The sequence below is a fragment of the Actinacidiphila sp. bgisy160 genome (assembly GCF_057707815.1).
In genome coordinates, this window is the sequence record NZ_JBYIQW010000041.1 from 19,300 (window position 1) to 33,130 (window position 13,831).

Genomic DNA, 13,831 nt, shown 5'->3' on the forward strand with positions numbered 1-13,831 from the left:
CAGACCTCCATGACGTGTGACGCCGTGGTCACGGCGTCGCCTTGCGGGCAGTGGTGAACCGGGGACGGTTGTTGAGGTCGGGGTGGTCGGCGGCGTCCGCCCAGCCGGCCTCCTCGGTGAAGATCCAGGGCACCTGGCCGCCCTGGGTGTCGGCGTGCTCGATGACGACGACCCCGCCGGGCCGCAGCAGCCGGTGCGCGGTGCGCTCGATGCCGCGGATGGTGTCCAGGCCGTCCTCACCGGAGAACAACGCCATCTCGGGGTCGTGGTCGCGGGCCTCGGGCGCCACGTGCTCCCATTCGGTGAGCGGGATGTACGGCGGGTTGGAGATCACCAGGTCCACCTGGCCGTTGAGGTCCTGGAAGGCCTCCAGGGCGTCTCCCTGGCGCAGGTCGACCTTGCTGCCCTCGACGTTCTTGCGGGACCACACCAGCGCCTGCTCGGACAGCTCCACCGCGTGCACCCGGCTGCGCGGCACCTCCTGCGCCAGAGCGAGCGCGATGGCGCCCGATCCGGTGCACAGGTCGACGATGCGCGGCTCGGCGACGTCCATGGCACGCACGGCGTCTATGGCCCACCCGACGACCGACTCGGTCTCCGGGCGCGGCACGAAGACCCCGGGGCCCACCTGGAGCTCCAGGTAGCGGAAGAACGCGCGGCCCGTGATGTGCTGCAGCGGCTCGCGGGCCTCGCGGCGGGCCACGGCCTCCCAGTAGCGCGCGTCGAAGTCGGCGTCGGCGACGGTGTGCAGCGCGCCGCGCTTGACCCCGTGCACGTACGCCGCGAGCTCCTCCGCGTCGAACCGCGGCGAGGGAACGCCGGCGTCGGCCAGCCGCTGGGTCGCCTGGGCGACCTCGGCGAGCAGCAGGTTCACGTTCTCCGCCTCCGGTTCAGCTTCCGTCGCCAGCGGCCGCCAGCTTGGCGGCCGAGTCGGCGTCGACGCAGGCCTGGATCACCGCGTCCAGGTCCCCGTCGAGGACCTGGTCCAAGTTGTACGCCTTGAAGCCGACGCGGTGGTCGGAGATGCGGTTCTCCGGGAAGTTGTACGTACGGATGCGCTCGCTGCGGTCCACGGTGCGCACCTGGCTGCGGCGGGCGTCGGACGCCTCGCGCTCCGCCTCCTCCTGGGCTGCGGCCAGCAGCCGGGAGCGCAGGATGCGCATCGCCTGCTCCTTGTTCTGCAGCTGGCTCTTCTCGTTCTGGCAGGAGACGACGATGCCGGTGGGCAGGTGGGTGATGCGCACCGCGGAGTCGGTGGTGTTGACCGACTGGCCGCCGGGGCCGGAGGAGCGGTACACGTCGATCCGCAGGTCGTTCGCGTTGACCTCGACCTCGACCTCCTCGGCCTCCGGGGTGACCAGCACGCCGGCGGCGGAGGTGTGGATGCGGCCCTGCGACTCGGTGGCCGGCACGCGCTGCACGCGGTGCACGCCGCCCTCGTACTTCAGCCGGGCCCACACGCCCTGGCCGGGCTCGGCGGTGCCCTTCATCTTCACCGCGACCTGGACGTCCTTGTAGCCGCCGAGGTCGGAGGCGTTGGCGTCGATGATCTCGGTCTTCCAGCCCAGGCGCTCGGCGTAGCGCAGGTACATGCGCAGCAGGTCACCCGCGAAGAGCGCGGACTCCTCGCCGCCCTCGCCGGCCTTGACCTCGAGGATCACGTCCTTGTCGTCACTGGGGTCGCGCGGGACGAGCAGCAGCCGCAGCTTCTCGGTGAGCTCCTCGCGGTGCCGCTCCAGCTCCTTCACCTCGGCGGCGAAGTCCGGGTCGTCGGCCGCGAATTCACGAGCGGTCTCGACGTCCTCGCCGGTCTGCTTCCAGCCGCGGTAGGTGCCGATGATGGGGGTCAGTTCGGCATAGCGCTTGTTGAGCTTGCGCGCGTTGGCCTGGTCGGCGAAGACCGCCGGGTCGGCAAGCTTCTTCTCGAGGTCGGCGTACTCGCCGATCAGTTCCTCGACCGCCTCGAACATCAGGATCCCTGCTCGTGAAAAGGGGTGAACGCCGGTGTACCAGCATGGGACGACAAAGCGCCGGTCCGGCCGCCGGAGGGTATCCGGGCAGCCGTGGACCGGCGCTTTCGGGTCGCTACTTCTTGGCGGACCCGGCCGCCTTGCCGAAGCGGGCCTCGAAGCGGGCCACGCGGCCACCGGTGTCGAGGATCTTCTGCTTGCCCGTGTAGAACGGGTGGCACGCGGAGCACACGTCGGCGCGGATGACGCCCTCGGTGACGGTGCTACGGGTGGTGAACGAGTTGCCGCAGGTGCAGCTGACCTGCGTCTCCACGTACTCCGGGTGGATGTCGCGCTTCAAGGGATGCTCCTAGTGTTCGGGAGGGTCCCGGGTCGTGCAGCGGGCTTGCGTCACGTGAACCGGGGCCGACGTACCAGTCTGCCAGCACTGGCCGCATCTCCCAAAACCGGGGGCCCGGGTGATCTATTCCGGCCCGGCGGCGGGCGGCTGCGAGGAGCTCCTGACCACACCGTCCGTGTCGACGTCGTCACCCGCCGAGCCCTTGGTGGCGGACCTGGGGATCGGTTCGTCGGCCCGTAGCGCGGACCAGACCTGCTCCGCCTGGCCGGCGAGGGGCAGGACGCGGTTGGGGTCGGCGGGGTCGTAGCGCACCGGCATGGTGACCATGCCGATGTCCTTGGAGCCCAGGCCCTTCAGGCTCTCCCCCAGGCCGACCAGTTTCTTGACGGAGGCCAGCTCCGAGTCGGTGGTGACGGCTCCGGTCGCGGTGTCGGCGATCGTGTAGAGCCGGGTCGGCGAACTCAGCAGCCCGATGCTGTTCACCCGGTCCACCAGGGCCTTCAGGAAGGCCTGCTGCAGCCTTATCCGGCCCAGGTCGCTGCCGTCCCCCACCCCGTGCCGGGTACGGACCAGGCCGAGGGCCTGCTTGCCGTCGAGGTGGTGCGTGCCGGCCGGCAGGTGCAGATGGCTGCGGTTGTCGCTGATGGCCTGGCTGGTGGTGACGGTGACCCCGCCGAGGGCGTCGATGAGGTGCTGGAAGCCGGAGAAGTCGATCTCGATGTAGTGGTCCATGCGGATGCCGGTCATCGTCTCGGCCGTCTTGACCGCGCAGGCCGGGCCGCCGATCGCGTACGCCTCGTTGAACATCTCGCCCTGGCGGGGCGGGGCGGTGCCGCCGCCGGGCTCGGCACAGGCCGGGCGGTCGACGAGGGTGTCGCGGGGGATGCTGACCACGCTCGCCCGGTCGTGCCCCTGGTAGACGTGGACGATCATCGCGGTGTCGGAGCGGGCGGTGCCGTCGTCCTGGCCGCCGCCGGCCTTCTGGTTGCTGCCCGACCGGGAGTCGGAGCCGAGGACCAGGATGTCCATCGAGCCGTTGTCGACGTCGGCCGGCCGGTCGCCCCCGAGCAGGGCGTTGATGTCGATGCCCCTGATGTTGCCGTTGAGCTTGAGGTAGAGGCATCCGATGGCGGTGGTGGTGAGCAGCAGGAACGTCGCCACGACCCAGGCGGTGATCCGCAGGGCCCGTCGGCGGGGACTGCGCCGGCGTCGCCGGGCGGCCCTTCCGTCGTCCGCGTGGTCGGCCATCGGCTCCTCTGTCCTGATCGGCTCCTCATCACTGGGGTACCCCGTCCCGCACCTGATCAGGCACGGCAGGGGTGCCCGCACAGGGCAATGACAGCGGGTCCGGGGCCGCCCCGCCATCGGGACGCGCCGGACCCGTCGCAGGTGAGAGCCATCCGGTCGGTGTCGCGGTGGGCACGGAAGGCCGCGGACGACGGAAGGCCGGTCCCGTCACCGAAGTGACCGGACCGGCCTCCTGAGCCGTGCCGACGCCGGGGCGTCAGTCGTTGTTGCCACCCGGGGTGGTCTTGGCGATCTGCATCAGGAACTCGGCGTTGGACTTGGTCTGCTTCATCTTGTCCAGCAGCAGCTCGATCGCCTGCTGCGAGTCGAGCGCGTGCAGCACCCGGCGCAGCTTCCAGACGATGTTCAGCTCGTCCGGGGCCAGCAGGATCTCCTCCTTGCGGGTACCGGACGGGTCGACGTCGACCGCCGGGAAGATCCGCTTGTCGGCGAGCTTCCGGTCGAGCTTGAGCTCCATGTTGCCGGTGCCCTTGAACTCCTCGAAGATCACCTCGTCCATGCGCGAGCCGGTCTCGACCAGCGCGGTGGCCAGGATGGTCAGCGAACCGCCGTCCTCGATGTTGCGCGCGGCACCGAAGAAGCGCTTCGGCGGGTACAGCGCGGTCGAGTCGACACCACCGGACAGGATGCGGCCGGAGGCGGGCGCCGCGAGGTTGTACGCGCGGCCCAGACGGGTGATGGAGTCCAGCAGGACGACGACGTCGTGGCCCAGCTCCACCAGTCGCTTGGCGCGCTCGATGGCGAGCTCGGCGACGGTGGTGTGGTCCTCGGCGGGACGGTCGAAGGTCGAGGAGATGACCTCGCCCTTGACCGACCGCTGCATGTCGGTGACCTCTTCCGGACGCTCGTCGACGAGGACGACCATCAGGTGGCACTCGGGGTTGTTGCGGGTGATCGCGTTGGCGATGGCCTGCATGATGATCGTCTTACCGGTCTTCGGCGGGGCCACGATCAGGCCGCGCTGGCCCTTTCCGATCGGGGCGACCAGGTCGATGATCCGGGTGATCAGCTGGCCGGGCTCGTTCTCCAGCCGCAGCCGCTCCTGCGGGTACAGCGGGGTGAGCTTGCCGAACTCCGGGCGGCCGCGGCCGCTCTCCGGCGCCATGCCGTTGACGGAGTCCAGGCGCACCAGCGCGTTGAACTTCTCGCGGCGCTCGCCGTCCTTGGGCTGGCGGACGGCACCGGTGACGTGGTCGCCCTTGCGCAGGCCGTTCTTGCGGACCTGGGCGAGCGAGACGTACACGTCGTTCGGGCCGGGCAGGTAGCCGGAGGTCCGGATGAACGCGTAGTTGTCGAGGATGTCCAGGATGCCGGCGACCGGGATCAGGACGTCGTCCTCGGCGACCTGCGGCTCGCCCGCGAAGTCGTCGCGGCGGTTGCCACCGCGGCCGCGGCGGTCGCGGTAGCGGCCCCGGCGACGGCGGCCGCCGCCGTCGAACTCGTCGTCGTCCTGCTGGCCGCCGCCCTGGGGGCCGCCGCCCTGCTGCTGGCCCTGGCCGCCGCCCTGCTGCTGACGCTGCTGGCCGCCGTCCTCGCCGCCCTTGCGGCGGTCGCGCTGCCGGTCCCGCTGACGGTCGCGGCGGCTCTCGCGGCGCTCGTCGCCGCCCCTGGCGTCGCCGGACTTGCCCTCGGCGCTGTCCACGGCGGCCTCGGCGCGGCCCTCGGCGGGCTGCTCGGCCTTGGCGGACTCGGCCTTGGCCTTGGCCGCGGACGCGGTCTTCTCGCCGGCCGGCTGGCCGGGGATCTCGATCTGCTTCGGCTGCTGCTCGGCGCCCTGGTCCCCGGCTTCGGCGGATTCACCCGTACGGGCGCGGGAGGTGGCCCGGCGCTTGGGCTTCTCGGCGGCGGGCGCGCCCTCCGCGGCGGAGGCCTTGGCGCCGGCGCCGGACTGCGCGGCCTTGATGGTCTCGATGAGCTGGCTCTTGCGCATCCGCGCGGTGCCCTTGATACCGAGACCGGAGGCGAGCTGCTGCAGCTCGGCCAGGACCATGCCCTCAAGACCGGTACCCGCGCGACGGCGCCGCGCGGCGGGGGCAGTGGCAGCACCGGTGGCAGGCGCGGCAGCATCGGACGCGGCGACAGGGCTGTCTGCGCGTACGCCCATCAGATCGGTGGTGTCGCTCACGAAGGGTCCTTCCCTGGAGCGGACGTCGGCCTGTCTGGCTCGGCGACCGGTCGTGCTGTCCGGATCCGGTCCTTATCGCTTGCGCCGGACCCGGGGCGGTGGTCCGCCTGACGGCGGAGGAAATGATGTGGAACACAAAACACAGTTACCGGCGAGGTGAGAGTTCACTCTCGGGTGAAATGTCACCCGCGCCGTCTCCGGAGCGTGCTCGGCACTGCTCAGGCAGGCTGCCTATGCGGTGTGGGAGGCTCCCGGAAGAGTGGGCGGTCCCGATGCGGGACACAAGGCACCGGGACAACAGGTACAGCAGGCGGGTGCCTGAGTCCACGGGTGCAGCAATGAGATTAACACTACCGGATCCAACAAACATTCCCCCTCTCTACGACCGGCAATCGTGTCACTGCCCCACTGCGAGGGGCAGCACACTCGCCCCCGCCGCGTCGAGGGCCAGACGGTTCGCCGCCCATCCCTCGCCCGCCAGCCGGGAGACCTTGTCGGCGGTGCCCTCGTCCGCCAGCGCCAGCACCGTGGGCCCCGCACCCGAGATGACAGCAGGGACGCCCTCGGCGCGCAGCCGGTTCACCAGTGCCGTGCTCTCCGGCATCGCCGGCGCCCGGTACTCCTGGTGCAACCGGTCCTCGGTGGCGGGAAGCAGCAGGTCGGGGCGCCGGGTGAGGGCCTCGACGAGGAGCGCGGCGCGTCCCGCGTTGACCGCGGCGTCCACGTGCGGGACGGTGCGCGGCAGCAACCCCCGGGCGGTCTCGGTCAGCACCGGCCTGCCCGGCACGAAGACCACCGGAACGACCGAGTCGCAGGGGTCCATCCGGACCGCGTGGGCGGCCCCGCCCTCGGTCCAGGCCAGCGTGAAGCCGCCCAGGAGACAGGCGGCGACGTTGTCCGGGTGGCCCTCGATCTCGTTGGCCAGCTCCAGCAGCGCGGCGTCGTCGAGCTTGTCCTGCCCGCCTATCGTCACCGCGCGGGCGGCCATGATGCCGGCGCAGATGGCGGCGGAGGAGGAGCCCAGGCCGCGGCCGTGCGGGATGCGGTTGGCGCACACCACCTCCAGCCCGCGCGGCTGCCCGCCGAGGAGGTCGAAGGCGGTCCGCAGGGCGCGTACGACCAGGTGGTTCTCGTCGCGGGTGAGCGAGTCGGCGCCTTCGCCGGCGATGTCGACGTGCAGACCGGAGTCGGCCACCCGGACCACGACGTCGTCGTAGAGTCCGAGCGCCAGGCCGAAGGCGTCGAAGCCCGGTCCGAGGTTGGCGCTGGTCGCGGGGACGCGCACTCGGACGGCGGCGGCGCGGAAGGCTGGTCCGGCCATCGTTCGATGACTCTCCTTGCTTCAAGGGCGTTTCTGCCTCGCGATGCCGCGGCATCGTTGCCGTACGGCGGCGAGGACTTGAGGGACCGTACCAAGGGGATCCCGCGAGGAGGATGCCAATGGCATGGGCCAAGACGGCGTGCGGCGGCGCCGGTGTGAGGCAAGCCTATCGAAGGAAGGTTCTCCTGCGACATAGGGCGCACGGACAGCGCGTGATGCGTGTCGCGTGCGGTGCCGTGCGCCCCTGTCCTCGCGCGGCGGTCAGAGCAGCCCGAGCCGGTCGGCGGCCGCGTCGGCGTCCACCGGAACCGTGATGGGCTGGGGCGCGCCGGCGACCGCCCAGTCAGGGTCCTTCAGGCCGTTGCCGGTGACGGTGCAGACGATCCGCTGGCCCGGGTCGACCGCCCCCTGCTCGGCGGCCTTCAGCAGCCCCGCGACACTCGCGGCGGAGGCCGGCTCGACGAAGACCCCCTCCTGCGCGGCGAGCAGCCGGTAGGCCGCAAGGATCTGACGGTCGGTCACCGAGTCGATCAGCCCGCCGGATTCGTCCCGCGCCTCCTCGGCGAACTGCCAGGACGCCGGGTTGCCGATCCGGATCGCGGTGGCGATCGTCTGCGGCCGGCGCACCGGGTGGCCCAGCACGATCGGCGCGGCGCCGGAGGCCTGGAAGCCCCACATGCGCGGATCGCGCGTCGACACGCCGTCCCTGGAGTATTCGCGGTAACCCTTCCAGTACGCGGTGATGTTTCCGGCGTTGCCGACCGGCAGCACATGGATGTCCGGAGCGTCGCCGAGCGCGTCCACGATCTCGAAGGCGGCGGTCTTCTGACCCTCGATACGGGCCGGGTTCACCGAATTGACCAGCGCCACCGGGTACTTGCCGGACAGGCCGCGGGCGAGGTCCAGGCAGTCGTCGAAGTTGCCGTCCACCTGCAGGATCCGCGCCCCGTGCACCAGCGCCTGACCCATCTTGCCCAGCGCGATCTTGCCCTGCGGCACCAGGACGGCGCACACCATCCCGGCCCGCACCGCGTAGGCGGCGGCCGAGGCGGAGGTGTTGCCGGTGGAGGCGCAGATGACCGCCTGCGCGCCCTCCTCCTTGGCCTTGGAGATCGCCATGGTCATGCCGCGGTCCTTGAAGGAGCCGGTGGGGTTGGCGCCCTCCACCTTCAGGAAGACGTCGCAGCCCGTGCGCTCGGACAGCACCTGGGCGGGGACCAGCGGCGTGCCCCCCTCCAGCAGCGTGACCACGGGGGTCGCCGCGCCGACCGGGAGCCGGTCCCGGTACTCCTCGATGAGGCCGCGCCACTGGTGGGTGGCCGGCACGCGGCCGGCTGAGACTGCGTTCATCGCTGGGTTACTCCCCTTCCACACGCATGATGCTGGCGACGCCCCGGACGGTGTCGAGTTTCCGCAGCGCCTCGACGGTCGCCGCGAGCGCCGCGTCCGGCGCCCGGTGGGTGACGACGACCAGCGACGCCTCCCCGTCCTTCCCTTGCTGCCGCACCGTGTCGATCGACACCTGATGCTCCGCGAAGACCGTGGCCACCTGGGCCAGGACACCCGGTTTGTCCGCCACGTCCAGGCTGATGTGGTAGCGCGTCACCACGTCGCCCATCGGGCGCACGGTGAGCTGCGCGTACGCGGACTCCCCCGGTCCGGTCGTGCTCGCCAGCTTGTTGCGGCAGGTCGCCACCAGGTCGCCGAGCACCGCGGAGGCCGTCGGCGAGCCGCCCGCCCCGGGGCCGTAGAACATCAGCCGGCCGGCGGCCGCGGCCTCCACGAAGACCGCGTTGTACGCCTCGCGCACGCTGGCCAGCGGGTGCGTCAGGGGGATCATCGCCGGGTGGACGCGGGCGGTCACCGAACGGCCGTCGGCGCCGCGCTCGCAGATCGCGAGCAGCTTCACCGTGCAGCCCATCCGTTTGGCCGAGGCGATGTCGGCCGCGGTGACCTCGGTGATCCCCTCGCGGTGCACGTCGTCGATGGTCACCCGGCTGTGGAAGGCGATGCCGGCCAGGATCGCGGCCTTGGCGGCGGCGTCGAATCCCTCGACGTCTGCGGTGGGGTCGGCCTCGGCGTAGCCCAGGGCGGTGGCCTCGTCCAGCGCCTCGGAGTAGCCGGCGCCGGTGGTGTCCATCTTGTCGAGGATGAAGTTGGTCGTTCCGTTGACGATGCCCAGCACCCGGTCGACCCTGTCGCCGGCCAGCGACTCGCGCAGCGGGCGGATCAGCGGGATGGCACCGGCGACGGCGGCCTCGTAATAGAGGTCCACCCCCTGCTCGACGGCCGCGGCGTGCAGCGCGGCGCCGTCGGCGGCCAGCAGCGCCTTGTTGGCGGACACCACGCTGGCGCCGTGCTCGAAGGCGGTGGTGATCAGGGAGCGGGCGGGCTCGATGCCGCCGATCACCTCGACGACCACGTCGATGTCCCCGCGTTTGACCAGGGCGGTCGCGTCCGTGGTCAGCAGCTCCACGGGCACGCCCGCGCGCACCCGGTTGGGGCGCCGTACGGCGATCCCGGCGAGCTCCACCGGTGCGCCGATCCGCGCGGCGAGGTCGTCCGCGTGCGTCGTCATGATGCGCGCCACCTCTGAGCCGACCACACCACAGCCCAGCAGCGCCACCTTCAGCGGACGCGTACGCATCATCCGACCTCGCTTCGTGGTTCCAGCTCTTGCGAGCTTCTTGGACGGTCCCAGTCTCACGCACCGGATGGAAGTTTCCACGTGCTGTCCGGATCGCGAGACCGGTCTCCTTCTATGTGAGATTCCCCGTCAGCCGACGTCGAGACGCAGGAGATCCTCTTCCGTCTCGCGCCGGACGATCACCCGGGCCTCGCCGTCCTTGACGGCGACCACCGGGGGGCGCAGGGCGTGGTTGTAGTTGCTCGCCATCGACCGGCAGTACGCGCCCGTCGCCGGCACCGCCAGCAGGTCACCGGGCGCCAGGTCGGCGGGGAGGAAGGCGTCGCGCACCACGATGTCGCCCGACTCGCAGTGCTTGCCGACGACCCGGCTCAGCATCGGCTCGGCGTCGCTCGACCGCGACACCAGCGCCACGCTGTACTCGGCGTCGTACAACGCGGTGCGGATGTTGTCCGACATCCCGCCGTCCACGCTCACGTACGTCCGCAGGCCCTCCAGCGGCTTGACCGTGCCCACCTCGTAGAGGGTGAACGCCGTCGGGCCCACGATCGCCCGGCCCGGCTCGACCGACAGCCGCGGGACGGCGAGCTCCGCCCCCCGGCACTCGCGGGAGACGATCTCCCCCAGCGACTTGGCGATCTCGTGCGGCTCGCGCGGGTCGTCGTCCGGGGTGTACGCGATGCCCAGGCCCCCGCCGAGATCGATCTCGGGCAGCTCCACCCCGTGCTCGTCGCGGATCTGCCGCAGCAGGCCGATCACCCGGTGCGCCGCCACCTCGAAGCCGGAGGTGTCGAAGATCTGCGAGCCGATGTGCGAGTGGATGCCCACCAGTTCGAGCGAGTCCAGCCGCAGCACCCGGCGCACCGCCTCGGCCGCGTCCCCGCCGTTGAGTGAGAAACCGAACTTCTGGTCCTCGTGCGCGGTGGCGATGAACTCGTGGGTGTGCGCCTCGACGCCGACCGTGACACGGATCTGCACCCGCTGCCGCCGGCCCAGCTTCTGCGCGGTGTCCGCCACCCGGACGATCTCCTGGAAGGAGTCGAGCACGATCCGGCCCACCCCGGCCTCGACGGCCTGCCGGATCTCCCCGGTGGTCTTGTTGTTGCCGTGCAGCGCGATCCGGTCGGCCGGCATCCCCGCGGACAGCGCCACGGCCAGCTCTCCGCCGGAGCACACGTCGAGGTTGAGGCCCTCCTCGTGCAGCCAGCGCACCACCGCGCGGGACAGGAACGCCTTGCCCGCGTAGAAGACGTCGGCGTCCGCGCCGAAGGCCTCGCGCCAGGCACGGCAGCGTGCCCGGAAGTCGGCCTCGTCCAGGACGTAGGCGGGGGTGCCGAACTCCTCCGCGAGCTCGCGGACGTCCAGACCGCCGACGGTGGTGACGCCCTGGGCGTCCCGGGTGACGGTGCGGGCCCAGACCCGGGAGTCCAGGGCGTTCAGGTCGGCGGGCGGCGCCGCGTAGTGGCCCTCGGGGAGGACATCGGCGTAGCGGGGCCCGGCGGGGTGTGCGGAACGGCTCATCGTCTCGTGCTCTCTGCTCTCACAGGTGTCGGGGGGCGCTGATGCCGAGCAGGGTCAGGCCGTTGGCGAGCACGGTCCCGGCGGCGTCGGCAAGCGCCAGGCGGGCCCCGTGAACGGCCGAGGGTTTCTCCTCGCCCTTCGGCAGCGCCGGGCACTCGTCGTGGAAGCGCAGGAAGGCGTCGGCGGTGCGCTCCAGCAGCCGCGCCAGCCGGTCGGGCGCGCCGTGCCGGGCCGCGGCCTCCACGGTGCGGGGGAAGTCGGCGATCAGGCCGAGCAGTTCGGTCTCCGCGGGGTCCCGGCGGCCGGTCTCGGTGCCGGGTTCCAGGCCCAGGTCGTGGGCGCCTCGCAGCAGGGCCCGGCTCCGCGCGTGAGCGTACCGGACCCGGAACAGGGGGTTGGCCTCGCGCTGCGCCAGGTGCGCGGCGGGGTCGGTGCGGGGGGCGTCCTCGGCGGGCGGGCGCAGCAGGGCCCAGGCGGTGGCGTCGGCGCCGAGGGTGCGCAGCAGCTCGTCCGGCGACTGGCGTACGGGGTGCGGCCGGCGGGCGGGCGGCGCGATGCCGGTCGCCGCGTGGAGCCGGCGGAGGACGGCGGCGTAGGCGTCGGCGCGGGGCTCGCCGGTGGGCGCGGGTGCGGGGAGGTCGCCGGCCTGGTGCTCCCCGACGCCGTAGCGGTGGCCCTGCTCGCGCACGAGGTCGACGAGGGCCTCGTGGGACTCCCCCTGAAGGGTGATGTTGAGGAAGCCGGGTGCGGCGATGTCCACCCGGGCGATGCCGGGGGCGGCGGCGAGCCGGCGGCCGATGACGTCGGCGACGGCGAGCGGCGCGACGCCGGTCAGGGGGGCCAGTTGCAGGGCCACGTTGGTGGCGTAGTCCCCGCACCCGGGACGCGGCGGCCTGCGTACGACGACCCGCTCCGGCACCGGGCCCGCGAGGCTGAGCTCGTGGGCCTCCACGGCGCGACGCACCGTGGCGAGCACGGTGCGGGAGAGCTCAGCGGGGGTCACAAGCGCAAGCGTAGGCGAGGAGGGGGGTGCCGACGCGAACCGGTTTCACCCTTTGGTCACCCCTGGTCACCCGCGGTGCCGGGGGGTCGCGGCGGGCGCGCCTTCGTGTGGGGTGTCGGCGTCGACGCCGCCCAGGCGCCGTACGACACGGATGAGCTCGCCGGGCTCGAAGGGCTTGCCGAGGAAGGCGTCGACCCCGGCGGCGACGGCGCTCTCCACCTCGGCGTGGGTGCAGGCGCTGATCACGACGATCCGCACGTCACGGGTGCGGGGGTCCGAGCGGAGGCGGGCCGCCGTCCTTATCCCGTCCAGGCGCGGCATGACGACGTCCAGGGTCACCACATCCGGGCGCACCCGCTGCACCACGTCCAGGCACTCGGCACCATCAGCCGCGGTCACCACCTCGTAGCCCTCCAGCTCGAGGTTGACCCTGATCAGCTGCCGGATGACCTTGTTGTCGTCGACGACAAGCACCCGGCCGGACACGCCCGGCACACTCAGAGCGTAGGCGCGCCGGATCGGATGCGTCCGCGTTTTCCCCATTCCTTCCCCGACCGGGGGACCCGGCGGCGGTGCGCCGGACACGTGCCGCCGCCATGGGCTATGCCACGGGCACGTGGCGCGGGGCACGTCCGCCACCCCGTCCCCACGCTCTCCCCACCCACAACCCGCCTCCCCGGAAACCCTGTACACGGACACCCCTCCCAGGCTGGTAAGGTTTCACCCGTCGCCGCCACGGCGGACGACACGCCCCCGTAGCTCAGGGGATAGAGCAACGGCCTCCGGAGCCGTGTGCGCAGGTTCGAATCCTGCCGGGGGCACCTCGCACGAGGTGCCAAAAGGCCCCGCCACCAGCCAAGACGCTGAGTGCGGGGTCTTTGCGTATGCGCAGGCGTATGCCGCCGGAAGCGGGTCCAGGACGGGGTCTGTGGACTATCCGTGGACGGGATCTTGGAGCGTTCGCCGAGGTCAGGTACACATTCGACGAACAACCACCCCGCATCCGGCCACTACTCCGAGACTGCCGGCCGCTCCGCTCGCCACGTGTTCTCGTCGCGCAGTGCCGTTGACCACGTCCAAAATCCGGCAGCGGTTGTGCGGAGCACGTCGACCGGTGCTCGATACGGCATCGCTGGAACGGATTCGGCGAATACACGCCATATACAGTCGTCCGGCGGTCAGCCAGCACGCCCTACCAGTGCTCCGCCGGCACCGTGTGGGCGAGTGCCGCAATGTCCGACTCCAGCAGCATCCGATCCCGCCCAGGGCGTCAGCCGCCCTATACGGCCCGCTGCCCCCGGGGGCAGCGGGCGGACGGTTAGGAAAGCTGAGGGGAATGCGCGCGGCTCACTCCAGGGTGTACTGCGAGGCACGCCAGCTCGTTCACAGTTGACCGATTGCAGTCAGGACAAGCAAACAGAGGCCCATCGATGTGGCAAAAGCAGTGCCGCCGTAAAGGATTGCCTCGGCAAATCCGGCTCCGGTGCTGGCCTTCAGGATCCCAGCGATAAGGGCCACAACGAGCGAGAACAGCGCTGCCATGAGTAGCCACAAGTACCGCATTCCGGATCGCGGCTCGGACGAAGGTGCATTCAC

The 13,831-nt window shown here is 71.6% G+C and carries 12 protein-coding genes and 1 tRNA gene; 1 reads left to right on the forward strand and 12 read right to left on the reverse strand.

The features are described 5' to 3' along the window. Nucleotides 1-28: 28 nt before the first annotated feature. The 11 genes from prmC to AC3EUJ_RS26845 form a co-directional block, all read right to left on the reverse strand. Nucleotides 29-874, reverse strand: coding sequence for a peptide chain release factor N(5)-glutamine methyltransferase (prmC, locus tag AC3EUJ_RS26795; RefSeq protein WP_431965651.1), 846 nt, complete (start codon nucleotides 872-874; stop codon nucleotides 29-31). 16 nt (nucleotides 875-890) lie between these two features. Then, nucleotides 891-1,970 carry a peptide chain release factor 1 gene (gene prfA, locus AC3EUJ_RS26800; protein WP_431965653.1) on the reverse strand — a complete coding sequence of 360 codons (1,080 nt, stop codon included), beginning with the start codon at nucleotides 1,968-1,970 and terminating at the stop codon, nucleotides 891-893. A 115-nt stretch (nucleotides 1,971-2,085) separates the two neighbouring features. Beyond that, nucleotides 2,086-2,310 (reverse strand): 50S ribosomal protein L31, encoded by a 225-nt coding sequence (gene rpmE / locus AC3EUJ_RS26805; RefSeq protein ID WP_431965655.1) that lies wholly within the window; start codon nucleotides 2,308-2,310, stop codon nucleotides 2,086-2,088. A gap of 123 nt (nucleotides 2,311-2,433) precedes the next feature. Further along, complete coding sequence (locus AC3EUJ_RS26810; RefSeq protein ID WP_431965657.1) at nucleotides 2,434-3,558, reverse strand: LCP family protein; 1,125 nt, start codon at nucleotides 3,556-3,558, stop codon at nucleotides 2,434-2,436. A 256-nt stretch (nucleotides 3,559-3,814) separates the two neighbouring features. Continuing rightward, complete coding sequence (gene rho, locus AC3EUJ_RS26815) at nucleotides 3,815-5,743, reverse strand: transcription termination factor Rho (protein ID WP_431965659.1); 1,929 nt, start codon at nucleotides 5,741-5,743, stop codon at nucleotides 3,815-3,817. 397 nt (nucleotides 5,744-6,140) lie between these two features. After that, nucleotides 6,141-7,064: a homoserine kinase gene (thrB, locus tag AC3EUJ_RS26820; RefSeq protein WP_431965661.1), complete on the reverse strand. Its 924-nt coding sequence runs from the start codon at nucleotides 7,062-7,064 to the stop codon at nucleotides 6,141-6,143. A 261-nt stretch (nucleotides 7,065-7,325) separates the two neighbouring features. Beyond that, nucleotides 7,326-8,414: a threonine synthase gene (thrC, locus tag AC3EUJ_RS26825; protein WP_431965663.1), complete on the reverse strand. Its 1,089-nt coding sequence runs from the start codon at nucleotides 8,412-8,414 to the stop codon at nucleotides 7,326-7,328. Nucleotides 8,415-8,421: 7 nt separating this feature from the next. Continuing rightward, nucleotides 8,422-9,714, reverse strand: a complete 1,293-nt coding sequence (locus tag AC3EUJ_RS26830) for a homoserine dehydrogenase (RefSeq protein WP_431965665.1) — start codon at nucleotides 9,712-9,714, stop codon at nucleotides 8,422-8,424. Between the two features lie 126 nt (nucleotides 9,715-9,840). Further along, a complete protein-coding gene (gene lysA, locus AC3EUJ_RS26835) occupies nucleotides 9,841-11,232 on the reverse strand; it encodes a diaminopimelate decarboxylase (RefSeq protein WP_431965667.1) in 1,392 nt (463 codons plus the stop codon). 19 nt (nucleotides 11,233-11,251) lie between these two features. Further along, nucleotides 11,252-12,235 (reverse strand): ArgS-related anticodon-binding protein NrtL, encoded by a 984-nt coding sequence (gene nrtL, locus AC3EUJ_RS26840; protein WP_431965669.1) that lies wholly within the window; start codon nucleotides 12,233-12,235, stop codon nucleotides 11,252-11,254. Nucleotides 12,236-12,301: 66 nt separating this feature from the next. After that, nucleotides 12,302-12,778 (reverse strand): response regulator, encoded by a 477-nt coding sequence (locus tag AC3EUJ_RS26845; RefSeq protein WP_431965671.1) that lies wholly within the window; start codon nucleotides 12,776-12,778, stop codon nucleotides 12,302-12,304. A 206-nt stretch (nucleotides 12,779-12,984) separates the two neighbouring features. Here AC3EUJ_RS26845 and AC3EUJ_RS26850 point away from each other — a divergent pair. Then, nucleotides 12,985-13,056, forward strand: a tRNA-Arg gene (locus AC3EUJ_RS26850). Between the two features lie 562 nt (nucleotides 13,057-13,618). Here AC3EUJ_RS26850 and AC3EUJ_RS26855 read toward each other — a convergent pair. Further along, on the reverse strand, nucleotides 13,619-13,777 hold the full coding sequence (locus tag AC3EUJ_RS26855; protein ID WP_431965673.1) for a hypothetical protein: 159 nt from the start codon (nucleotides 13,775-13,777) through the stop codon (nucleotides 13,619-13,621). Between the last annotated feature and the right edge of the window lie 54 nt (nucleotides 13,778-13,831).